Origin of the sequence: Microcoleus sp., from assembly GCF_041354475.1 — a bacterium.
Taxonomy (GTDB): Bacteria; Cyanobacteriota; Cyanobacteriia; order Cyanobacteriales; family Microcoleaceae; genus Microcoleus.
In genome coordinates this window covers 1-23,029 of the sequence record NZ_JBGJZU010000048.1, presented here as the reverse complement: position 1 = coordinate 23,029, position 23,029 = coordinate 1, and the positions used below count along the sequence as shown (strand labels likewise).

Below are 23,029 nucleotides of genomic sequence, written 5' to 3'. Positions count from 1 at the left end.
TTGCCCATATCTGGAAAATTGGTCGCAATTCATGTACAGCACCCTCAAAGTATCGAAAAATTCCAGCAAAAATTAGTTTATCCTTAAGAAGTAAGTCCTTTACAGAACTTTACAAGCTTACCCTACTTGACTTTTATGCAGTGCATCATCAATCGTCGGGCACAGTTTTCGGCGAGTCATCGTTACTGGCTACCGGAGTTGAGCGAAGCCGAAAATTTTGAGCGGTTTGGCCCAACAGCCCGCGCACCGGGACATGGACACAATTACGTCCTGTATGTTTCTATGATAGGAGAACTTGATGAGTACGGCATGGTGTTGAACCTGTCTGATGTCAAGCACGTCATTAAGCGGGAAGTTACCAACCATCTCGATTTTTCCTACCTTAACGAAGCATGGCCGGAATTTCAGCAGACTTTGCCAACTACCGAAAACATCGCACGGGAAATCTGGCGGAGGCTAGCTCCTCATTTACCTGTGAGCAAAATTCAATTGTTTGAACACCCAGAACTTTGGGCCGAATATTTAGGAAACGGAATGGAAGCTTATCTTACTGTGTCTACTCATTTTAGCGCCGCCCACCGGTTAGCTCGTCCAGATTTGAGCTTGGAAGAAAATTCGGAAATTTACGGCAAGTGCGCTCGTCCTCATGGTCACGGTCACAACTATCATTTAGATGTGACGGTGAAAGGGGAAATTGATGAGCGGACTGGTATGATTGCGGATTTGGGAGCTTTGCAAAAGGCTATTGATGATTATGTTGTTGAACCGTTGGATCATACTTTTTTAAATAAGGATATTTCTTATTTTGAAAATGTTGTACCGACGGCGGAAAATATTGCGGTTCGTATTTGCCAATTATTACGATCGCCAGTGCGTGAATTGGGAGCCGAGTTGTACAAAATTAAGCTGACTGAAAGCCCCAATAATAGTTGTGAAATTTACTCCGCTGATTTAGAGGAATTGGTGAGTGAAAGTCAGCAGCAGTCAGGGGTTTTGGTTGGGGTTTGACATTTCCCCGGTCTAAAGACACGGGGATTCTAAACTGTTGCGTAGTGGCAGGATAAATCCCATTGGTGTCAACAATCGCCTGAAACCCTTGGTATCTCTCGTTCATAGCCAAGTCTAGATCCCCCTCTAAATCCCCACCCCCCCCCTGCCCCCCCAAGGGGGGATGGGGGAAGGGGGACGAAAGAGAAGACTCCTGTCCCCCCCTTCTTAAGGGGGGCTAGGGGGGATCTGGCCTTAATAGTCAAACAGCAGTCTGTGACAGGGTTTGACGTTAAGTTGATACTAATGGATAAATCCGTGCCACTACGCTTTTTAGTTTTGGTTTCCCAGATACTGAAACTACTTGACAGTGAAATTGCCAGAGTGTAATATAAAAGTAGTATACAAAAATAACAACATGAGACTGAAGAGTTGGGAGTCTCCCCGCAGCGAAGGCAGAAACTCCAAAGGAAAAGGTGGCTCCGCCAGAGTTCGACAGCTAAAAAAACAACAGCAAACTTTGCGGAAAAAATTAAAAGCCCAAAACCATCAATCAGGCGATCGCCAAAACTACACACAAAACAACAAAAACAAAGGGAAGGAAACTCACATTTCCTTCCCTTTTGTGATATTTGCCTCAGCTCATTCCGATTACCAAATACTTGGGTTTAAAGCCCCGTTACTTCGACTACGCTCAGCACATCGCCTTATAGGACGGCTTTAATTCAAGTGTAAAGATGTCTTGCAAGCTACAAGTTGATAGCTACAATTGCTTGTAAGCATGATAGAATCATCTAAGGTAGGAAGAAAACATTTAAAGGTTAGTAGGCAACGTAAAGACTTCGCCATTAAGACGGCGCCCGGCGTAGTGAAATCTAGCGATTTTGTAGCTTATGAAAACCTTCAAGTGCGGAACATGGTGAAAAACCATAAGCTCGCTAAATCAATTAGCGATGCAGCATGGTCGCAGTTTGCTCAATGGTTGCAATATTTGGGAAAAGTGTACGGTAAAACAGTAGTTGCTGTTGCCCCTCAGTACACTTCCCAGGATTGTTCAAGTTGTGGCAATCGCGTTCAGAAGTCGCTCTCAATCAGAACTCATAAAACCTCATGGGATGTGTGGAAACTCAGTCGCTTCAGCGCTGAGAGGAAACAAGACTCAAGGGACTTTAGTCGCCGTGGATATAGGGAGGATTTTTTTTAGATAGGTTGTTGAGTGTGGGTAACTGAGGTCGAGAAGACTGAGGGGGGAGATAGTATTCGGGAGCAGGTGCCGGCTGTTCGGCTCCTGAGCGGTAAATCTGCCAGAATCTCAGGGCGATCGCCACCCCAGCGGTACCTAGCCCAAAAGCCAATAAAGAGCCACTAGCACCAATACTGCCGATCGCTGCATCGACAACGCCCACTGTCACAACAAAGCTGGTAATAGGATCTCTACGGTAAGCAGACCTTAAAAGTCGCGTCCATGAAGCATTCATTGCTGTTTACTCTTTTCTATATTTATCTACAATCTGTGACATACTCCCACATCAAATCTGAGTACAGATTATGATGTGGGCTTCTTAACAGCCCGCTAAAGCTCAGAGCTGGCGGAACATTCGGGATTTCTAGCTCAAATACTAGCTTAACCTAGATTAACATTCTCGCCTGTGGGGCATTGTACGGGAGTCCGGTCAAATTGCCAACCTCGTCAAATCAATTTTTTGCCCGATCGACACATCATAATCCAGCTCTACCGTTTTGATAACAAGTATCCCAAGACCGAAAAGTCTCTGATATTGTTTCTTGTGCATATTCTAATCAATTCGAGAACTGGTGACACTCAACAGAGAACTCACACCGACTATTCCCTGGCGATCGAGCCGATGTGAGGCTGACAGCACGCTAAAATTAGTTGAGGCCTAACCAGGACAGTAACCCCTGCCCTGTGGCATACTCGATCGCCAAAGTGAGGATAAAGCCGATCATCGCAGCTCTACCGTTGAGCCTTTCGGCGTAGTTGTTGAAGCCAAATTTTGGCTGTGACAGTTTCGGAGTTATGGTGGGTTGTATTGGTGTCATTGCTTTAATTGCCTCAGTGCCTAGTATCTAAATGTGAAATCCAATGTTAGTTAGTTACAATTCTTAAACGTTTCTTCTCCCATTGTAAAGAGGGTTTGTGAAAGTTGACAAATACCTAGATTTTTAGAAGGGGTTAACCCGCCATAAATCAATTTGAGATTTAAGATTTGAGATTGAAGAATTAAAGAATTGCTCCCACGGCTTGATACCCTAAACTCTTTTGGTCCCCAGTCCCTGCTACCAAAAACTCCTAGCTAAACCTAACCAGTTACACTGCTTGCATATATGACAAATCAGTTAGATACAGATAACCTTCCCCTAGCGGCACAGCGAGTTGCCTTTGCCCTGCAGACTGCGGGCTGGACTTGCTTCTGGGTCCAAGCAGTGCTGGGCGTGGTGGCGGGGCTAATTTTGCTGCTGGCAGTCCCGTCTGCCCTGTCGAGTGGTGCCTCCGCTACGAGCCAGACCAGTGCTGGAACCGGCGGAGGTGTATTGTTGGCTGTGTGCGGGCTGTTAGCCCTCGGCTACAGCGCCTATCGGGCTTTTCGGTTTACTCGCTTGTCTAAAGAATTGCGATCGCCCGCCACGGGTGTCCGCCCCAAAAGGGCACAGACGATTCAAGAAGTACGATTGACATTGATGAGTAATTTGTCGGGAATGCTGCTGACGCTGCTGGGAGCAGAAGCGATCGGTGGTACCTTGTTCGTCAAATCTATATCTCAGCCCCAAGTTTTGTTCGGTGCAGCCGTCGATTTCAGTCGGTTCATTCAGCCCCTAGATATATTTGTAGTGCTGGCAAACATTCACGCTACTTTAGCTCACTTTGTCGGGATTGTCGGAGCTCTGTGGTTGCTCGATCGCATCAACAAGCAGTAGTTATTAGTTATTAGTTATTGGCGTCGCCCTGCCCTTCGACTTCGCGCTTCCTGAGCGTAGTCGAAGGGTTGTTAGTGATTGGTTATTAGTTATTGGTGAGGCAAGATCCCAAGCATGAATCACCAGTTACCAATCCCCAGCGACCACTGCATCAATAGCAAATCAAGGGAGCTTAGCCGCTTTTAAAAATCTAGGTAAACCTAGCAAGACTTAGCTTTACCTTCCAAGGTTTTTATATGTGAAATACGGCACTCCTTAGCACTATCTACAGCACCCTTGGCTGATGAGATGATATCGTTTCCGGCTGCATCGGAATGATTTAACCTTACTAGAACGCAGAGAACACAGAGGGAGATAAGAGAGATGAATAATTCCGATGTTACCGGATTTGATATTACCTAGTTTTTGCTCTACGAAGTCAGCCAGTCTGTAACGCCTGTGTCCGCCATTAGTTCTGACTGATTTAATTTTTCCCTCGTTCTCCCAACGCCTGATGGTGTCTACACTAACAGCTTTGAGTTCCGCTAGCTCGCCTATACTAATTAGTCTGTCCACTGCTAACCCTTGAATTACCTATTTAAAATATAGGTAAATATAGATATTGTGTCAACTGCCGTTAGCCCTACTCGACTCTCCCCCTAATGGCATCCGGAATCAGTACCAACTTGTCGAATAAGTTACTCAGATACCTTGTAGTAAAACAACATAAATATCATGGCACTGAAACCCGATGCTTATTTTGGGGTAACAGATCACACAACTATTGAAGTTTCTCAAGAAAGTTTTCGCTCTGTCCTTGGTCAAATAGAAGCTGAACTACTTTGTAGCGACACCTACAGCCACGCTCTAGCTAGCTTGCAAACTATGTTGGGCGAAGCGGCATCGGCAGCGGAAATTTTAATTAGAGCTGTTAGCCGAGAAGCGGTCAAACTAGCATTTCAGCGGTTCCCCAAATCACAAAAAACTGAACTACAACTAGCCCCAGAAAGTCTCGTCATGGCAAGTTCTACTATGGGAAGTTCTGCCCTGACAAGTCCGCTGCTGAGCAAGGCTACAGAATTTACGGCAGTCAGAGAATTAGAACCGTCACAAGTATCTGTTCCCATCTTTTATCGTCGTAGCACTACTTTAGAATTGTCGCCCAAAACAGAGTCGGACACTGAAAATGCCGATCTTCGAGATACTGAAACTCACGAAGCACAGCAACAATTTCCCCCAGACGAAGGTCAAGTTGAGTCAGCTACACCCGGTGCTGTGGTAGTTAAAGGAAACTCCTTCCCAGGATTTTCTTTTCTTCAGAAACACAAGAAACTTACTAAGGAAGAAGCACTAGCTTTGGCTATTCAACAACGGAAAGATTGTTTGTGCGAGTTGGGGAGAGAATTGCGCCTGGGAAGGGAACTTAGAGCCTTATCTATCCAACACATCCACAGTCAAACTCTGGTGCCGCTGCACCACATCGAAGCGATCGAAAATGGGGAAATTGAGAAACTCCCCCAAGACATCTACGTTAGAGGTTTCATCCGTCGGATCGGCGATGCCGTGGGACTCAACGGTAGTGCAATGGCAGATGCTTTGCCCCAACTAGATGCCAGTGGCAATCTCAACTCCTATTTGTCGGTTTCCGAATCGGAATCAGACGATGGCTTTCAAATGAATTCAGCCCATTTGTACATCGGGTATACAGCTTTAATGGCTGGGGCTGTGGGGGGTGTGGCTTGGCTATCGCAACAACCCGTTGTGCCAGGGGGGCAGCCAGTACCGGCAAATTTGGTGACACCACCTGCGTCCGTTGCGCCAGCGGCGGCCCGCGACACCCCCGCACCTAAACCTGGTGTGAAAAAGTCTCCCACTCATGGGGGCATGATTATGGGGGCTGATATGGCACCACCTGAAATGATTTGGGCCTAAAATCTGTTAGTGGAAAATACCCGATCGCAATTTTCATCGATCTAACCTTGAGGTCGATCGCCCCACAGTCACAAAGTGAATTTTCCAGTACATCAGGAAACCCGATATCTGCGATAAACTAACTACTCGACCAGTCATTTTAAGGTTTCCGAGAAGATGAGTTCCCCTGCCACTGCTGCTTCCTCCCCGATGGAGCCACTATCGACTCAGCCACCAACTATCCCAAATTTGGTGACACCAGACACTACTTTGTCAACGACTGCTCCAATTCCACAGAAATCTTGGACAATCGAAGATAGCGAAAAACTATACCGAATTCAAGGTTGGGGGGAACCCTATTTCTCGATCAATGCAGCCGGTCACGTTACAGTATCTCCCAAGGGCGATCGTGGTGGCTCCTTAGACTTGTGCGAACTGGTAGAATCTCTCAAACAGCGAAACTTGGCACTGCCACTACTGATTCGATTTTCTGATATTTTGGAAGACCGGATTGAGCGGTTAAATTCTTGTTTTGCCAGAGCGATCGCCCGCTACAATTACAAAAATGTCTATCGCGGTGTCTTTCCGGTCAAATGCAACCAGCACCGCCAATTAGTTGAAGATTTGGTGCGTTTCGGTCAACCGCATCACTTCGGTTTGGAAGCTGGATCTAAACCGGAATTAATGATAGCTTTAGCCACTTTAAAAAACCCAGGCGCTTTATTAATTTGCAATGGTTACAAAGACCGCGAATATATAGAAACGGCAATTTTAGCTCAGCGGTTAGGGCAAACTTCAGTAGTTGTGCTTGAGCAAATAGAGGAAGTGCAACTGGCGATCGCCGCGGGCAAAGCATTAGGAATTAAACCGGTTTTGGGAGTGCGAGCCAAACTCAGTACCACCGGTGTTGGCCGCTGGGGAGGTTCCACAGGCGATCGAGCAAAATTTGGCTTGACTATTCCTGAAATTGTCCGCGCTGTCGAGGAGCTGAAAAAAGCAGGAATGCTAGACTGTTTGCAACTGTTGCACTTCCATATCGGCTCTCAAATTTCATCGATTAGCGTCATCAAAGATGCCATCCGAGAAGCCAGCCACATTTATGTAGAATTAGCTAAGTTGGGAGCTAATATGAACTACTTGGACGTAGGTGGTGGACTGGGCGTTGACTATGATGGTTCTAAAACTAATTTTCATGCCTCTAAAAATTACAATATGCAAAACTACGCCAACGACGTAGTAGCCGGAGTAAAGGATGCCTGTGACGAGCGAAAAGTACCAGTGCCAATTATCATTAGTGAAAGCGGACGGGCGATCGCTTCTCACCAATCAGTGTTAATTTTTGATGTACTTGGTACCAGCGAAGTTCTGAGGGAAGTACCAGAACCAGTAGACCCAAACGCCCACCAAATTCCGCGTAATCTCTACGAAATCTACCAATCTATTAGTCCAGAAAATTACCAAGAAGTCTATCACGATGCTATCCAATTTAAGGAAGAAGCAATCAGTTTATTTAACTTAGGCTATTTGGGAATTGCCGAACGGGCTAAAACTGAGCAATTGTATTGGGCTTGCTGCGAAAAAATCCAGGCGATCGCGCGGGAAAAAGAATATGTATCCGACGATTTGGAAGACTTAGAAAAGGTGATGGCCTCAATTTATTACATCAACTTATCTGTTTTTCAGTCAGTGCCAGACAGTTGGGCAATTAACCAATTGTTCCCTATTATGCCAATCCACCGACTTGATGAAGAACCAACTCAGCGAGGAACTTTGGCAGATCTCACCTGCGATAGTGATGGTAAAATCGACCAATTTATCGATTTGCGAGATGTCAAGTCTGTTTTGGAACTGCATCCCATGAAGCCCGGACAACCTTACTATTTAGCCCTATTTTTGGGAGGTGCTTATCAAGAAATCATGGGGAACCTTCACAACTTATTTGGCGATGCAAATGCAGTACACATTCAGCTAACGCCTTCTGGCTATCATATCGAACACGTTGTGAAAGGAGACACGATGAAAGAAGTTCTCAGCTATGTACAGTACGATGCAGAAAGTTTGGTTGAAAGCATCCGCCGTCAGACAGAGGAAGCGTTGCAGCAAAATAAAATAACTCTTTCGGAGTCACAACTTTTGCTGCAAAATTATGAAAGGAGTCTTAGCCAGTATACTTATCTTCAATCTTAGTTAGTGTTGCTGAGAATGTCTGCGATCGCCCGCCGTTCTTCTCGTTGTTGAGTTGGCAAAACTTGACGAGCATCAGTAATCAGCCAATCGAGAGCCGCCGCTTGCAAATCGATCGCAGCCCCCGTTTTATCAACGCAGTAGCGCCCGAACACCAGTTTGTCAACTAAGCGTACTTCTGGCCCCAAACGGGAATACTCAAAAATCACGCTATTTTCCACTGTCGCCCCACTGCAAAGCCAACAATTGGGGCCGATCATCGTCGGCCCAACAATTTTTGCTCCATCTTCAATGATCGTCATCCCGCCAATATAAACAGGTCCGGTAATATCAACCTTGTCCCAATTCACAGCTACATTTAAACCAGCATAAACGCCGGGACGAACTTCAATTCCCGGAATCGAAACATTTTTAACTTCTCCCAATAGTACACTTTGAATCGCCCGCCAATAGTCAGGAACTTTGCCGATATCCACCCACTCAAAGTCCATGCTAATCCCATAAAAAGGCGCGCCTGCTGCTACTAGCTTAGGAAATAATTGCGAACCGATATCGTACTCTGTATCAGATGGAATATAATTGAATATTTCAGGCTCAAAAATGTAAATACCAGTGTTGATATCGGTACTCAGAGCTTCTTCGACAGAGGGTTTTTCTTGGAATGCTTTAACTTTACCAGAGTCGTCTGTTACCACAACTCCGTAACTCGAAACTTCTTCGCGGGGAACAGATTTCATCACAATAGTAGCGATCGCTCCTTTTTCCCGGTGCCACTTGACAGCAGCCGTCAAATCCAGGTCAATCAAAGCGTCTCCGCACAGCACCACAAAAGTATCATCAAAAAATGGCGAGAATTCCTGAATCCGCTTCATACCGCCAGCCGAGCCGACGGCTTCTCCGATCATTTGTCCCTCTTCAATCCGTCCCTCAAAAGAATAGCCAATTTGTACCCCAAATTTTTGACCATCGCGGAAGTAATTTTCAATCACGTCCGCTAGGTGGGAAACATTGACCATAATCTCGTCAAATCCATGCTGACGGAGCAATTCAACCAAAAATTCCATCACAGGCTTTTGTAGGATGGGAATCATTGGTTTCGGTATTGTCTGAGTAATGGGACGGACACGAGTACCTTTACCGGCCGCCAGAATCATCGCTTTCATTATTAACTTCCTCAACCCTTTGTTAATTGATATCAACTCAACACTTAGATGCTAGCGGTTACGATCTATATTTGTCGATCGCACTAAAATCCTGACCTGTTTATTTTCCACACAGTACCAGGCTATCAATCACTGATTCGGGATTTCCCTGAATTTCAGCACTCAGGAATCACGACTCAGTTAGCACTGGAGTGAGTGTCTTACTCCCAAACTGAGCCAGAAAATTCCGGCTAGGGAGCTTCTGCCTGGAATATTAACCGACGGAGTAACATAGTTATTAGTTTCGGAGCAGTCAGTCTCATTTCCGTTTAAGTTTAGAGAACTCGGATTTTGAGGTCTCGATAAAACTCTTCTTGAACCAACTCTACTTTAGACTGAGCCGACAGTAGCAACAGCGCCCAAAAAATACCAACGCGGTCATGATTGGGCGAATTTGTTTCCTCCGTTTCCTCCATAGAGACCGTAATTTGCGACTCAGCAGGAGAGTGCAAATCGTGATGAGGCCAGAGTTCCAGCAGTTGTTCCAAGTCCAGCCAACCCTCATCAATTTCAGAATTGCGTTCTCCCAAAAACCGCTCCAGTTCACTAGCAGTTTCCACCAGATTTTCTTGGTGAGCTAGCTCAAATATAGCCCGCGCCGCTTGAGACCGCATTTTGGAGCTACTGCGTCGCCGGGGAACAACTGTCTCCTCCATTGCCGCTTTCATTAGCTGCAACTGCTCGATCAGTTCTGGAAGCGTCACCGGGCGTTTTTGGGGTAGTTTAGCCACACCACGACGCCGCAGTTGCCGCTCCAAATGCTGCGGCAAATGTCGCCCTCCTGAGTTTTCTGCCTCTTCCAGTGGCACCTCATCTGTAGAGTCATTCACGGGGGGTTCCGAGAGGACTATACTTTCTGCTTTGAGCAAAACCAGCATCGAAGCATACAAAAATGCCTGACCGGAGTGGGACAAATCGGAGAAATCCCCACTCTGATCTGCGTCACGCGCCTCGTTTAGCTTGTTCAAACATCGATCGAACACTTCAATCACCTTAACGTCCCAAGGATTGATTTCTCCCCGTTCTGCTAAGTCAATTAAAATTGCGATCCCCTCGGAAATCGTCTGTAAACCATCTTGGGCTTTGGCAATGGTCATTCGATGTTGATGTTAGATTTTAGATGATCGAGCCTATATAGCAATCCTTGTAGGAGTCGTAAATATTTTTACCCAAACCCAACCCGGACCTTACTAAGGTCCGGGAGTAAGAAATTCACAAATGATTTAGGATTGCTATATTTGATTTAATTAGCGATCGCCACCGCATTCTTGATATCTTCCACGGTGGACGGTTCTGTACTTTCTAACAAAAGTTGTTTCGCTTCAACTTCTGCTTTATACCGTTCGATATCCTGTTCTAAAGCTTGAATTTGCTGCTCCTTTTCGCGAACTTGACGAGTCTCATCACGAGAGGCGAGCATTCGCTGCATTCTGGACCACAAACTAAACAGCCACGCTAAAACTGCCCCCAATCCAGTTGCCATAATTAATTCTACTGACAAAGGAGCTTTAACTTGGAAGCCTTTGATAATTTGAATAGTTGTCGGCTCTGTATTCTCTATGCTGAACAAGACTAAAGCCAAACAAATCAGAAAGATGAAGAAGAAGTTTAGTACCCGCATTTTCTCTGTTCCTAATTCTCAAACTGTACAATTTTTTGTGTCTCGATAAACTATTAGATTTCCGAATTTTTCCAGGAGTCCTGGTGCTAGAGCTTCTGTTTTTTAGCTGTGACTGAGCAACTGCTTTAGGTTTGGGGGATTTTCTGAGTTTTGTGACCGATGCCCATGGCTGGCAAGAGTTGATATTTCAAACCAATACCAGCAAGAACGAATAAAGCAATAATCACTGCACCAATGCCTACCGGACTGGGAACCCAAAATACAGCCTCTAAATAATTAATTTCCCCCGGTTTCAGCTTCCAAACCAACTGTTTTCCCTGGTCAGAGATTTCCGGTGCGATCGCACCGGGGACAGTTTGAATACTTTCGGCTCCCCAAGGGGTGTTCAAGCTAAAGTCTAGCTCTAAAAGTCCCCCAGGACTGACAATCAGATTACCGTTAGCCGACAGCAAAGAAATCGATCGCAAATCCAACTCCAAACTTAACCGATTTCGCAGCACCAGCAACAAATTATTTTGCTTGACCTTTAGGTGAGATTCAAACTTCGGCAAATCCGTTTCTAAGGGAGTAGCAACCCTAGATTTTTTGGTGGGTACGGGATTGTAAAATTGGTTAAACTTTTCCTCTAGCTCTGCACCATTATTAAAAGGAATCCTCACTAAAATCTCTCCCTCTGAAAGCCGTTTAGTTTTCCCATCCAAAGAGCGCACTCTAAGTTCCACACTATCCAACCAATCTCCAAGAATCTCGCTGCTGAAGCTCGTCAGCCGTTCCCCCAGCTTAATGTGCTGCACAATTTCGCCACGAGTTTGGCTTTCAAAGTTAACTCCGACATCGTACTGAACGCAGCCTGTTACCAAAGTTAAAAGGCACAATACAAAAGGAAAAAGAAACAAGAAGTGTTGTTTCCTTTTCCCTGTTTCATCCTTGACCATTTGCTGCTTCATTGTTGTTTTTTCCCTGTTTAACTGGTTCCCAGGTAGAGCCTGGGAACCCATGTCACTCTTGCTCTGCCTCGCCAGCTTTGATGCAAATTCGAGGCAGAGCCTCTGGATGTTCATTACCAGGCAGAGCCTGGTAACGAGTAACTCATCATTTTGTAGGGGTAGTGCCCCCGTGCCTACCCTCCCCATCCACTGTTTATTGTCTAGAGGCAACGCCCAACTGTTTAAACAGCATACTCGGTAAATAAGCCCCGCCGCCTACCCATTCGGATTCGCTACTCAAATCTACCAAATTTTTAAAGGCTTCAAAAATGCTGCCCGCTACCATTGTATTCTTGACGCGGCCTACTATTTTGCCTTTTTCTACTTTATAGCCTAAAGCCAAATTGACTGAAAATTCGCCGGCTAATTGATTGGACTGACCGGCACCTAGAACCTGCTCTACTATCAAGCCTTCGTCCATGCTAGCAATCAATTCTTGAGTTGGAGTATTTCCGGGGAGAATGCAAAAGTTACTCAAATCTGGGCCGGGGCGAGACAGTCCCCCCCGAAAACCGTTGCCTGTAGATTCTACACCTCCACGAGCAGCCCATCTACGATCCCAATAAAATCCGGTTACAGTACCTTTGTCAATTAAGACTTTGCGAGTGGTGGGAGTGCCTTCGTCGTCAAAGGGACGAGCATAGGGTCCTAAAGTGGGGTCTTCTAAAAAGGTAAAGCGTTCGTCAAATAAGGTTTCGCCGATTTTGTCGGCTAGGGGAGAGGCTTTTTGAACGACGGCTTGGCCCGACAGGATGGTGTCAAATAGGCCACCGAGGGTGCTAGCGGCGGCGTTGGGGGTGAATAATACGGGGTAGGAACCGCTGGTGATGCTGGCTGCATTTTCGGCGAGGCGGTATTTTTCCAGGAGTGTTTGCAGGATGTTGTTGGTGTCGAGGGGGCGATCGCACGCTACATCGTAACTGTATGCTTGCATAAAATCTTCTCCTTGCACCAAGTTGCCGGCAATAGTGCCACTGACTATTTGGCTGCATCTTTCGGCATAGACATCTTGGGTGGTGGCAATTTTGACGCGGCCGCTGCGGACGTGGAAGCCGACATCCACGATTATATCGGGATTGTAGGCGTGAACTTGCTCGATGAGGTTTTTGCCGTTTTCGACTAATTCGGCGGTTGTGGGCGGAATGTAGGTGGTTTCCGGGGTGGTTAGGTGGTAGTTGGAGGCTAGTTCAAATTCGGCTGCATCGCCGATTTCGGCAGTTTGAATGGCTGCATCGACTAAATCGTCTATCCGCGTTAAATCGGTGGAACTAGCAAAGCCGATTTTGCCGTTGTGAATCAGTCGGAGTGCGACACCTTGTAGGGCTTTGGTTTGGAGGGATTTGAGGCGATTGTTTTCAAATTCGATCGGCGTATCTTGGCTGGATAGGTAGTATACTTCAGCGCTATCGGCGCGCCCAGATGCCAGTTTCAATATCTGTTCTATGGTGGAATCGCTCACGATAATCGCCTTTGAGGTTGGTCTTTGTTCTATTTTAGCGATTTTGGGTGTGGCCAGAAACCGGGTTTTTGTGTGTGTGGCCAGAAACCGGGTTTCTACGAGATTTTACGCATCCTCATGAGATATTCGTGAGAAACCCGGTTTCTAAATCCTGGTAGTTTTATGCGTGACCAGAAACCGGGTAAAACCTCGCACTACCTCTGTCAACTGCGGTGCCCTGAGCGTAGCCGTTCGCTTTAAATCGTTCGCTTCGATTTAAAGCGAACGATTTAAAGGGTCAACTGTAGAAGACGATCGCGCATTCTGTGTTTGTGCGATCGATCAACTATCATCAGGTAACGGTGGCAATAATGCCTCTACTTGTACCAGTAAACTAGGCAAAACACTCGTAACAATATTCCAAATAACTTCCGAGCTTACTTGGTCATAACGATGAACCAAAATATTTCGTAAGTTAATCGCATTTCGCCAATCAATTTCGGGATGGAACTGCTGAAACTCCATAGAAACTCTCCGAGCGGCCTCCCCCAAAATCCCCAACTGTCGCTCTACGGCACTTTGCATAAAAACATTTTCAAGATAAGTGTCGCATGAAGCATCCGCCGTAAACTCTTGAATCCGACGGATTGCTTGCGCCATATCCCAAAGTGAAGCACTATCTCGATCGCCCGTTTGCATAAATCACTCGATAGGTTTTCAAAATGTTCGATCGTAGATAGGGATTTTTTAACAATTTTTTTTCTACCAAATCCACAGAACGGTGAAATAAATCCTCGATCTCCTCCTCCATACTCAATAAATGAGCAAACGTGAGGCGATGTGATGGCTCATAGGTCACCAGTACATCCACATCACTATCAGAACGAAAATCATCCCGGAGCACTGAGCCAAACAAGGCAAATTCGACAATGTTCCAGCGCTGGCAAAATTGGGCGATCGCATCTAGAGAGACTTTTAAGCGATCGGTCATCACATACTCTAAATCTGATTGCAACTCAATCATGGGCGAGCCAACCTCCAATTTTTTAGCCTAACGTTTTTTTAATTGTAACATTGCAGGTCTGACTGACCTTCAGACAACATCAATACACACCAAAAAACTGCTGAGAACCCGGTTTATTAGATTTTGGGCGTGGCAAGAAACCGGGTTTTTTCCAATAACATCGATACACCGCCCAAAAACTGCGAAAAACCCGGTTTCTTTAGTTTTATGCGTGGCCAGAAACCGGGTTTCTACGAGATTTTACGCATCCTCACGAGATATTCGTGAGAAACCCGGTTTCTAAATCCCGCGCGCCAACTTACGATCGATCTCCAGCCATCTGCTGAACAGCAGCAATAATTCGCCTCACTATCTCTGCATCAGGAGATTTCAAATGCTGTAAAATCTCCAAAGATTGCTGTAAATAATTCAAAGCTTGGTCAAAATCTCCCTGCGCCGCTAACAACTGTCCTAACATTGCGAAAGTAGCTGCTTTCCCTTGAACATCGCCAATTTTTTCCTTAAGTTCGAGAGATTGTTGATAAAATGCGATCGCCTGTTCTACATCCCCTTGATTGGCATAGATTATTGCTAGTTGGTGCAAAGTAGCAGCTTTCCCTTGAACATCGCCAATTTTTTCCTTAAGTTCGAGTGATTGTTGATAAAATGCGATCGCCTTTTCTACTTCCCCTTGATTGGCATAGATTATTGCTAGTTGGTGCAAAGTAGCAGCTTTCCCTTGAACATTGCCAATTTTTTCGTAAATTTCGAGAGATTGTTGATAAAATGCGATCGCCTTTTCTACATCCCCTTGATTGGCATAGATTATTGCTAGACAGTGCAAAGTAGCTGCTTTCCCTTGAACATCGCCAATTTTTTCGTAAATTTCGAGAGATTGTTGATAAAATGCGATCGCTTCTTTTTTATTTCCCCAATCGTCCTGAATCCATCCTAGTTCATATAAAGTATTTGCCTTTAAAGATATGAAATCTTCATCATCTTTCGCCAAATCTAACGCTTGTTTCAGATAGTATGTTGCTGTCGAGTATTCACTCCGACTGCGATAGGCAATTGCCAAATCATTCAAAACCCTAATACGAGTTTTCAAATCCTCTTGAGTTTCCTCGCGCCCATTCGAGGGAGTGTATTCCATCAATAACCGTTTTAATAAATCAATCCGTTCCTGCTTTTCTGGAACCTCGCAATTTGTAATTCCTTTGCTAGCATCCAGAGTTTGAGAAATCGCATCATCTCTAGTATTTACGGGAGTTTTAAACACAAAAGTTCCCGAATTCCAGGCCCAGAAATCCGGCGCATAATTAGCAACTCGCGTAATCGCATAATCTGGCAAACAAAACAGCATGAGATGCGGCACCATAACCGGATAAGCATCTCGCACCCAATTGAAATCCACCAACATCGGCGGATATTCCCCCGTCATCCCGATCGCATTTTCGACTCCCCGCACCATGAAAATCAACTTCTTGTCTGCTTCAACCTTAACTGTTGGCAAAATCTTCAGAATTTCGTCCAGCAAAAAGCGCATCTCAGGATCGGGAAAATCCCAAATCTCAAACTGCATCTCTTGACAATCGGGATGACTAATTAAAGCCTGAATAATCGCATCTCTATCCCTAGCAAAATTACTTTGGATAAATCCCAAATCAAAAGCATCGTCGGGAACAATATCGACAAATGTCAGCAATTGGTCAAAAGATTCTTGATTGAGTTCAACAATCCTTTGTCGGTATATTTCAGGGATTTCCTTGAATTGATCTAAGGGCTTGTTGGAAAGCATAGCTTTGTTTTACGAGTGGGTTGACATAATTCCACCGACTATTGCCGTTGTATTCTAAGACGGAAAGATTGAATAATAAATTTTGTCCGATTTCTTCTTTAGCAATATCTTTGTCGATGCAAACTCGCGCTAGTATTGTATAATATTCTGGTGTAGGAGTAGACCTTTCAAAGTCAAATTGCTGTTGATTTAAAGCGTAAGTGACATCTTCAGCCAGGATTTTACTGTGTTTGCGAGTTGTAGCTGTCAGACAAGATGATCGAGTCGTCTGCATCAATTGTCGCACATGACCGCCACTAGCTTTTGCCAAATCTAGCAACTGTTGTCGATCGTCAAATACGGCACTAACATCAACCCGCTGCTCGATCAAGCTGGCAACTCCCTCTAATCTTTGCTGATTGTAATTTAAATCGCACTCACTGCGGTTAAATTCATAAATATTCACCATTGGCACGATGTTGGGATTGCCAAACAAATTGCTGACATTTTTATATGAATAAATTACCGAAATCGGGACTGTGTAAATAATTGTACAGTGTAATCCCTGAAGTTGAGGGGCATAATCAAAAAACAAATGATTACCAACTTTTGGAGGAATACGATCTAAGTTATCAACAATCAGTAAAATAAATCATCAGCTACTTTTTTGATAAATAGCAAATATAGATCGGTATATTCAGCATCATTAATATCCAGTTCCTGATCTGCCTCTATATAAATTACTCGATATTCATTTTCTGACTGCGACTGAATGCGTTTTAATTCTGTACTTTTGTCGCGATCGCGTGCGATCGAGATATGGAGCTTTTTAAATTCCATTATAACTCATATCTCGCACTATCGTCTATAATTGTAATTCGCACTGTTTGAAAACATAGTTAACTGCTCCAAACAATCGCTCTAAATCCTGAATTGTATAGAAAACTTTATTTTGAGTAAACATTTCTAACTTGAGCTTGCCAAACTGCCACATTGCCCCATTAGAAACAATCCCAAAGATAGTTTGCTCTGGTTCATTGTTCAGTCGCTGTACGGCGATCATTTCTGCCAAACACTGCCCCCATCCTTCATCAAAGGCGCTCTCTTTCTTAGCTTCAACTAAGATGAAATATGGCTTATCAAAAACTACAGTACCAAGGGTGGAGCGCTTCGCCAATATATAATCTGGAATCACTGACAAATTTTCATTGTAGATTAAGGTTTGGTGACTCCAGAGGAGGAAATTACTGCGATAAATTTTCCAAACTTCTTTTAATACAGGATAAATGATATTTTCACAAATGGCGATTTCTGAGTTGTCAAATACTCCTTCATTGAAAATCAGTTCTAATTCATTCCGAAAAATGTCGCTGACTGCAAATTCTGTTTCGACAATGAAGTTATCCCGCAGGTAATTAATCTGGAATTCCTTGGCGACGGCGCTGATACTTTTATAATTGCTAAAAGCCATTGGTTAACTGGTTAATAACTAATAAACAAGCCACCTAAAATCAAAAATATGGCAATTAAAGCCACCCAAATAAATCGATTATCCTGCGTATTCACCTGACTAAAATCCACAGGTTCATCTATGGCATTTCGTTTCGGAATTGTCGGCTTGACAAAAGAGACATTCGGCCCTACTTGAAAACTTGAAGATTCGTTTTCTTCTAGTGCTGTGAGATCGGGAATTTTTACCATCCATTCGGGAGGAATGCTGAGTTTGGGTGCTTCGAGTATGAATAGCAGCCGTTTTGCTTGTTGGCGGGTTTCTAGGCGCGGATGGCGGGTGAGTTGGCGACAAAGCCCGATCGCATCTTCTGTGTTACCAGAGGCTTCGTAGGCTGTCACTAGCCACATTTGCACTTCGCCACCTAGACGGGAACCGCGATCGACTAAACCTCTGGCTGTTTCCAAACTTTTGACAGCTTGAGCATATCGACCACTCTCAAAGGCGACTTTGCCAGTTTGGTATTCATTCTGAACAATTTCTAGCTTTTCTGAAGTCACCTGATTCCACCCAATCCCCAAATTTTACTACCCACATCCGCCAAATACTAGAATTCGCTGTTGTTTTGCGACATACTGGACTCGTTGTCGCGTTTGGAACCGAGCAGGTCTAACTGGTCTACCCTAATTACGGGTTTGGAGCGATTTGCTCCGCTATTACGATCCTGCCAGCGATCGAACTTTAAAGAGCCTGTGACTCCAATTAAAGAGCCTTTGCGAACATAGTCAGCAGCAATCTGGGCTGTTTTGCCCCAGATTTCCAGATTGAACCAGTCTGTTTGTTCGTCTGGGTTGCGCGATCGCCGTCTCACTGCCAGAGTTAAACTGCACTTAACTGTACCCGATTCAAAATATTTCACGTCCGGGTCGCCACCGACGCGGCCGACCAAAGTTACAACATTAATGCTCATAAAATTTTTCAGGAATGAGGTCTATCCATACTGTATTGACATACTCACCGCCCGTCATAAGTGCGGTGATTCTTGACACATCATTTCAACTTGCTAACGAATTAGTCTTACGGTCGATCCGTGTCCGTTTAGAGTCTCCCAATGCCCTAGGGCGACTTTTTTGTTGTTTCCGCAAGTACAAAATACTTGTTTTGCATTTCTGGGTTGGATTTCCATTGCCCTTTTGCTTCCCCTGTTTCTAATCTCAACTCTGACAGGACTTTCAACCTTGCTATTTGTTTCGGAGTATCTTTGATCCGGGCGGGTCTGTGACCATATAAAGTATAATAATACTTTTAAACTGAACCATCAACAGGAAAAAATCAAAATTAAAGCCGTCCTAAAAGCACGGGGCTTGTATCCCATTTTCTTGGTCAAAATCTTATATCTGTTACCCGTTATCTCTGTACTTACATCCAAACACCCCTGGGAATGACAATGGTAACAGCACTGATACAAGCTTCATCCTGATTTTACACCCACTTACCAGAACACATTGATGGTAACGGTAGCGGTAACAGAGTGGTCGATCTCCTTCGACTACGCTGACTCAACCGTGTAGTGGCACCAGGGAGTTTAAGTGCAACAATGTACAGCTTTGACTAGACTCAGGATGAAAAACGTAATAGAATCCACCTCGGTTACACTTTTGTAACAACATTATTGCACACAATAGTATTTTAGTTTGGGGGGGTACAAATCAGTGGGTCTTCTCAATCGATTTTCCTTATCTAGAAACGATATGGGTATCGACCTCGGTACTGCTAACACGCTCGTTTATGTATCTGGCAAAGGTATAGTTCTCCAAGAACCTTCTGTAGTTGCGATCGATCAAGACCTGAAAATACCGTTGGCTGTGGGAGAAGAGGCGAAAAAAATGCTTGGGCGAACGCCTGGGAATGTGATCGCTGTTCGACCACTCCGCGATGGAGTGATTGCTGACTTCGATACGGCGGAACTCATGCTCAAGACTTTTATTGGTCGGGTTCGTGGTAAAACTTTATCTCAGCCTCGGATCATCATTGGCATCCCCAGCGGTGTCACCGGTGTTGAGAGGCGGGCGGTGATTGAAGCGGCAACTCAAGCTGGTGCTAGCGAGGTCCGCTTAATTGACGAACCCATCGCAGCAGCGATCGGAGCCGGATTGCCTGTGGCGGAGGCGACGGGCAATATGATTATAGACATCGGCGGGGGCACGACGGAAGTTGCGGTTTTGAGTTTGCAAGGTACCGTCATCAGCGAGTCAGTCCGGGTTGCCGGTGATGAACTCAACGAGGCGATTATCCAATACGTCAAAAAAGTTCACAATTTGGTCATCGGCGAACGTACTGCTGAAGAAATTAAAATTCAGGTGGGTTCAGCATATCCAACGGCTGAGGATAACGAAGTGGTGATGGAAGTGCGGGGTTTGCACTTACTGTCTGGTTTGCCACGAACTGTTACCATTAAAGGTCCTGAAATTCGCGAAAGTATGTCGGAACCGCTTTCAGTAATTGTGGAAGCTGTGAAGCGTACTTTGGAGCGGACACCCCCGGAATTAGCGGCAGATATTATTGACAGGGGAATTATGCTGGCAGGCGGTGGGGCTCTGATGAAAGGTTTAGATACTCTGATCAGTCACGAAACAGGAATTGTGACTCACGTTGCAGCAGACCCTCTGTGCTGCGTGGTTTTGGGAGCTGGTCGGGTATTGGAAAACAAAATGTTGGAACGGGTCTTTAGCGGGCAGTCGCGGTAATTGTAGTTAACAAATTTGGGATTTTGGATTTAGGAATTTGGCTGCCATCTAAACTCTAAAATCCTGACAAAACAATTTTAAAGTTTGAAATTATGCTAAAAAACACACTCCGCAGGTGGTGGGATCTGCGATTGCCAATTGCACTTTTAGGTTTAGCTGTAACTGCTGCTTGGGGAGTTCGGCAAACACAAGGTACGGCAATGTTTGAAGTCTACAATTTTGTGACTCGCCCCTTTCATGCCAACGGCTCTGGGCAAGAACAGTTAATCTTGGCCCGCACTCAGGAATTGCAAGCACAGTTATTAGAATTAGAAACTCAAAACCAGAAACTAAAAGAGCTTTTAAACTATGTTTCTGGTCAGAAAAAGAAAGGGGTCGTAGCTCCTATTATTGGCCGTAGTGCCGACCATTGGTGGCAACAGGTCACTTTGGGTAGGGGCAGTAATGATGGTATTAAAACTGATTTTACTGTGATGGGTCCAGGTGGCTTGGTCGGCCGCGTTGTGAGCGTTACTCCTAATACTAGCTTGGTACTTTTAATCAGTGACCCTACGAGTCAATTAGGTGTGGCAGTTACTCGGACTCGCCATATGGGTTTTCTGCGGGGTAAGGGAAAAAATAAAGCTGTGATGGAATTTTTTGATAATGTTCCTAATGTTAAACCTGGGGATGTGGTTTCAACTTCTTCTTTTAGTCAGTTGTTTCCTGCTAGTTTGCCGGTGGGAAAAGTGGTTTCGGTGGATATGAATAAAACTCCGGCTCCTGAAGCTATGATTGAGTTTTCTGCACCGATAAATTCTCTGGAGTGGGCGGTGGTGTATCCTCATTCTAAGGAAACAGAGAAACCAGACAAAAATGCTTCGGAATCTCCAACTTCTACACCGCAAGGGGGAGTTGAGAAAAAATGAAGTCTTTACGTCGGATGTCTTCGCGATCGCGTCAATTTCTTAACTTCACCGTCACTTTTACTTCTGTGCTTCTGTGTTTGCTAATTTTGCCCACCCGTATGCCGGGAATGGAACTTTTGGGTATTAGTCCAAACTGGCTGTTAATGTGGGTGGTAGCTTGGAGTATTAAGCGGAAACGCACAATTTGGGGCGCTGCCTGTATGGGGCTGGTTTTGGGATTTTTGCAAGATGGGATGACTGCTCCTCATCCCAGCCACGCTGTGAGTTTGGTGATTGTAGCGGTACTCACGGTTGTTTTGCTGAAAACTTGGTCGATTCCGGCGGATATTGTGGAGAGAGATCCGATTCCGATCGCCTTAATTGTGTTTGGGATGGCTTTGTTGGCGGAAACGGTGATGGGGATTCAATTTTTTGCCATGGGCGATCGGGCTTTAATGGACATTTGGATGGATCATCAACGAATTGCGTTGTGTTCTGCTATTCTCAGCAGTCTCTGGGCTCCCGTGCTTTATTTTCCCCTGAATCGTTTGTGGGAAATGACCAGGAATTTAGAAAAATCGTGAACAACGGCTAAAAAAAATAAAATCTCCAAAACCCCGATTTATTTAATAAATCGGGGTTTTATCAACATTCCTGGACGCAAAAAACCCGGTTTAGTGTTGCAGCCTGAGATATCAGTTGCGCTTAAACCCGTCCTCTGGAACCTAATAAGTGATGAACGGCAATAATCAAGTCGCTGAGGATAAAACTGGGCTGGTATTGTTGTAGTTGATGACGACTGCGAATGCCACAGGTAACGGCAATTGTCGGTATTCCCAATGCTTGTCCTGCCAGGATATCTGCTTCGGTATCTCCGATCATCCAAGCACTACCTAGAGATGACTGAAATTCTTCGGCAACTTCAGCCAATAATTCGGTTTTTAAGGCGGTATAGTTGTGATAAGCTGCATCGGCCATCTGAGTTCCGCAAATACTGGTAAACAGTCTGGCTAAACCGTAATTCTGTAAAATTTGAACGGCTTGATGTTTTGGCCGCAAAGTGACTAATACCAGTCTGACACCACGAGAATGAAGCAGGGCGATCGCCCATTGCACTCCCGGCTGGATACGATCTAAGTGCAACAAGTCCGGCTGATTGACAATGCGACTGACGCATCCGAGAAAAACTGCAATTTCTTCTCCACTCAAACCCGAACTTTTGGCAATTTCAGTATCCGGCACCCGATTTTGCTTCATTTGCCAAAACTGCTGTTTGCTGAGTATTTCCAGGTTGAGGTTGATGCCCCGGATCAGATACACCGCCTGAGTGTCTGCTAATCCCTGTTTATATGTGGTGTAGTAGCGATCGGATACATCGACGATCGGTCCGTCTAAATCGCAAAATACAGTCATTGGGGCCGACGATTCCGCCTCTGAATGTACCTTGTACTGAGCGTTTTCCGATTCCGCAGCGGGTGCAATTAACATAAAACCTTAAGTAAATCAAGAGTAGCCATACATTTCTTTACTTTAGCAAGAAAGTCATAAGTTATAATACAAAAATTTAAGTTACATCATTAAAAAAACCTATTAATTTTTTAATAGATAATTGCTGTGATAGCATGGCTAGTCAGGCTGAGTTCGCTATTGTGGCAGATGGGCGATCGGTCTGTTCATGGATAAATTCGATAAATTTAATCAATTCCATGCAAAAAGCGCTTTTTGTGGTTGTTGATATCCGCTTTAACCATTAAACTTTAGCTAGACAGACGGGAATCCCCACACTATACCGTCTCGGTTAGTGTGGGATGAAAGGCGTGTGAGGTGAGGATTCCATCTGTTCACAATCTCAAAGCATAGCTTTGAGGAGTGGGCGGATGGATGACGAGACCAACAAATCCTGGTAAAATAATACTAACA

The 23,029-nt window shown here is 44.9% G+C and carries 24 protein-coding genes and 1 pseudogene; 8 read left to right on the top strand and 17 right to left on the bottom strand.

What is annotated here, in order from left to right; translation table 11 throughout:
* Positions 1 to 135: 135 nt before the first annotated feature.
* Positions 136 to 1,008, top strand: coding sequence for a 6-carboxytetrahydropterin synthase (locus ACBR23_RS18010; protein WP_341737800.1), 873 nt, complete (start codon positions 136 to 138; stop codon positions 1,006 to 1,008).
* 772 nt (positions 1,009 to 1,780) lie between these two features.
* Positions 1,781 to 2,089: pseudogene (locus ACBR23_RS18005) on the top strand (RNA-guided endonuclease InsQ/TnpB family protein); the annotation flags it as partial.
* 67 nt (positions 2,090 to 2,156) lie between these two features.
* Here ACBR23_RS18005 and ACBR23_RS18000 read toward each other — a convergent pair.
* Together ACBR23_RS18000 and ACBR23_RS17995 are read right to left on the bottom strand one after the other, a co-directional pair.
* On the bottom strand, positions 2,157 to 2,465 hold the full coding sequence (locus ACBR23_RS18000; protein ID WP_341737799.1) for a hypothetical protein: 309 nt from the start codon (positions 2,463 to 2,465) through the stop codon (positions 2,157 to 2,159).
* 412 nt (positions 2,466 to 2,877) lie between these two features.
* Positions 2,878 to 3,048, bottom strand: a complete 171-nt coding sequence (locus tag ACBR23_RS17995) for a hypothetical protein (protein WP_341730581.1) — start codon at positions 3,046 to 3,048, stop codon at positions 2,878 to 2,880.
* 285 nt (positions 3,049 to 3,333) lie between these two features.
* On the opposite strand from ACBR23_RS17995, the gene ACBR23_RS17990 reads away from it, so the two are divergent.
* Complete coding sequence (locus ACBR23_RS17990) at positions 3,334 to 3,924, top strand: DUF3611 family protein (protein ID WP_371115961.1); 591 nt, start codon at positions 3,334 to 3,336, stop codon at positions 3,922 to 3,924.
* A gap of 261 nt (positions 3,925 to 4,185) precedes the next feature.
* Here the strand turns inward: ACBR23_RS17990 and ACBR23_RS17985 are convergent, their stop codons facing one another.
* Positions 4,186 to 4,479 carry a MerR family DNA-binding transcriptional regulator gene (locus ACBR23_RS17985; protein WP_371115962.1) on the bottom strand — a complete coding sequence of 98 codons (294 nt, stop codon included), beginning with the start codon at positions 4,477 to 4,479 and terminating at the stop codon, positions 4,186 to 4,188.
* Positions 4,480 to 4,638: 159 nt separating this feature from the next.
* On the opposite strand from ACBR23_RS17985, the gene ACBR23_RS17980 reads away from it, so the two are divergent.
* Together ACBR23_RS17980 and speA are read left to right on the top strand one after the other, a co-directional pair.
* Positions 4,639 to 5,835, top strand: a complete 1,197-nt coding sequence (locus tag ACBR23_RS17980; RefSeq protein WP_371115963.1) for a helix-turn-helix domain-containing protein — start codon at positions 4,639 to 4,641, stop codon at positions 5,833 to 5,835.
* A gap of 156 nt (positions 5,836 to 5,991) precedes the next feature.
* Positions 5,992 to 8,001: a biosynthetic arginine decarboxylase gene (gene speA / locus ACBR23_RS17975; protein ID WP_371115964.1), complete on the top strand. Its 2,010-nt coding sequence runs from the start codon at positions 5,992 to 5,994 to the stop codon at positions 7,999 to 8,001.
* Here the strand turns inward: speA and ACBR23_RS17970 are convergent.
* The 13 genes from ACBR23_RS17970 to ACBR23_RS17910 all read right to left on the bottom strand — a co-directional run bounded on the left by ACBR23_RS17970 (position 7,998) and on the right by ACBR23_RS17910 (position 18,445).
* Complete coding sequence (locus tag ACBR23_RS17970; RefSeq protein WP_341737795.1) at positions 7,998 to 9,161, bottom strand: NDP-sugar synthase; 1,164 nt, start codon at positions 9,159 to 9,161, stop codon at positions 7,998 to 8,000. The two genes, speA and ACBR23_RS17970, sit on opposite strands and share 4 nt — an antisense overlap.
* Before the next feature lie 314 nt (positions 9,162 to 9,475).
* Positions 9,476 to 10,297: a segregation/condensation protein A gene (locus tag ACBR23_RS17965; RefSeq protein ID WP_341737794.1), complete on the bottom strand. Its 822-nt coding sequence runs from the start codon at positions 10,295 to 10,297 to the stop codon at positions 9,476 to 9,478.
* Positions 10,298 to 10,443: 146 nt separating this feature from the next.
* On the bottom strand, positions 10,444 to 10,821 hold the full coding sequence (locus ACBR23_RS17960; protein WP_341737793.1) for a LapA family protein: 378 nt from the start codon (positions 10,819 to 10,821) through the stop codon (positions 10,444 to 10,446).
* 125 nt (positions 10,822 to 10,946) lie between these two features.
* Complete coding sequence (locus ACBR23_RS17955) at positions 10,947 to 11,768, bottom strand: DUF3153 domain-containing protein (protein WP_371115965.1); 822 nt, start codon at positions 11,766 to 11,768, stop codon at positions 10,947 to 10,949.
* A 193-nt stretch (positions 11,769 to 11,961) separates the two neighbouring features.
* On the bottom strand, positions 11,962 to 13,266 hold the full coding sequence (locus tag ACBR23_RS17950; protein ID WP_371120078.1) for a TldD/PmbA family protein: 1,305 nt from the start codon (positions 13,264 to 13,266) through the stop codon (positions 11,962 to 11,964).
* Between the two features lie 321 nt (positions 13,267 to 13,587).
* Complete coding sequence (locus ACBR23_RS17945; RefSeq protein WP_371120079.1) at positions 13,588 to 13,944, bottom strand: DUF86 domain-containing protein; 357 nt, start codon at positions 13,942 to 13,944, stop codon at positions 13,588 to 13,590.
* Complete coding sequence (locus ACBR23_RS17940) at positions 13,922 to 14,269, bottom strand: nucleotidyltransferase domain-containing protein (RefSeq protein WP_341737789.1); 348 nt, start codon at positions 14,267 to 14,269, stop codon at positions 13,922 to 13,924. Before ACBR23_RS17940 ends, ACBR23_RS17945 begins: the two co-directional genes overlap by 23 nt.
* Before the next feature lie 298 nt (positions 14,270 to 14,567).
* The gene (locus ACBR23_RS17935; protein WP_371120080.1) at positions 14,568 to 16,046 is read right to left on the bottom strand and encodes a tetratricopeptide repeat protein; all 1,479 of its coding nucleotides are present in this window, start codon (positions 16,044 to 16,046) and stop codon (positions 14,568 to 14,570) included.
* Positions 16,003 to 16,620 (bottom strand): hypothetical protein, encoded by a 618-nt coding sequence (locus tag ACBR23_RS17930; protein ID WP_371115970.1) that lies wholly within the window; start codon positions 16,618 to 16,620, stop codon positions 16,003 to 16,005. The genes ACBR23_RS17935 and ACBR23_RS17930 overlap by 44 nt, the downstream gene beginning before the upstream one ends.
* A gap of 44 nt (positions 16,621 to 16,664) precedes the next feature.
* Positions 16,665 to 16,865, bottom strand: coding sequence for a hypothetical protein (locus ACBR23_RS17925; RefSeq protein ID WP_371115971.1), 201 nt, complete (start codon positions 16,863 to 16,865; stop codon positions 16,665 to 16,667).
* Positions 16,866 to 16,890: 25 nt separating this feature from the next.
* Entirely contained in the window at positions 16,891 to 17,496 is a 606-nt protein-coding gene (locus ACBR23_RS17920; protein ID WP_371115972.1) for a hypothetical protein, read from the bottom strand.
* Between the two features lie 11 nt (positions 17,497 to 17,507).
* A complete protein-coding gene (locus tag ACBR23_RS17915; RefSeq protein WP_371115973.1) occupies positions 17,508 to 18,035 on the bottom strand; it encodes a hypothetical protein in 528 nt (175 codons plus the stop codon).
* 47 nt (positions 18,036 to 18,082) lie between these two features.
* On the bottom strand, positions 18,083 to 18,445 hold the full coding sequence (locus tag ACBR23_RS17910; protein ID WP_340523420.1) for a single-stranded DNA-binding protein: 363 nt from the start codon (positions 18,443 to 18,445) through the stop codon (positions 18,083 to 18,085).
* A gap of 742 nt (positions 18,446 to 19,187) precedes the next feature.
* Here ACBR23_RS17910 and ACBR23_RS17905 point away from each other — a divergent pair.
* The 3 genes from ACBR23_RS17905 to mreD all read left to right on the top strand — a co-directional run bounded on the left by ACBR23_RS17905 (position 19,188) and on the right by mreD (position 21,693).
* A complete protein-coding gene (locus ACBR23_RS17905; protein WP_341737783.1) occupies positions 19,188 to 20,222 on the top strand; it encodes a rod shape-determining protein in 1,035 nt (344 codons plus the stop codon).
* Positions 20,223 to 20,314: 92 nt separating this feature from the next.
* On the top strand, positions 20,315 to 21,130 hold the full coding sequence (gene mreC, locus ACBR23_RS17900; RefSeq protein ID WP_371115974.1) for a rod shape-determining protein MreC: 816 nt from the start codon (positions 20,315 to 20,317) through the stop codon (positions 21,128 to 21,130).
* Positions 21,127 to 21,693, top strand: coding sequence for a rod shape-determining protein MreD (gene mreD / locus ACBR23_RS17895; protein WP_341740203.1), 567 nt, complete (start codon positions 21,127 to 21,129; stop codon positions 21,691 to 21,693). The genes mreC and mreD overlap by 4 nt, the downstream gene beginning before the upstream one ends.
* A gap of 121 nt (positions 21,694 to 21,814) precedes the next feature.
* On the opposite strand, the gene ACBR23_RS17890 is transcribed toward mreD, so the two are convergent.
* Entirely contained in the window at positions 21,815 to 22,597 is a 783-nt protein-coding gene (locus ACBR23_RS17890) for an HAD family hydrolase (RefSeq protein WP_371115976.1), read from the bottom strand.
* Positions 22,598 to 23,029: the final 432 nt, after the last annotated feature.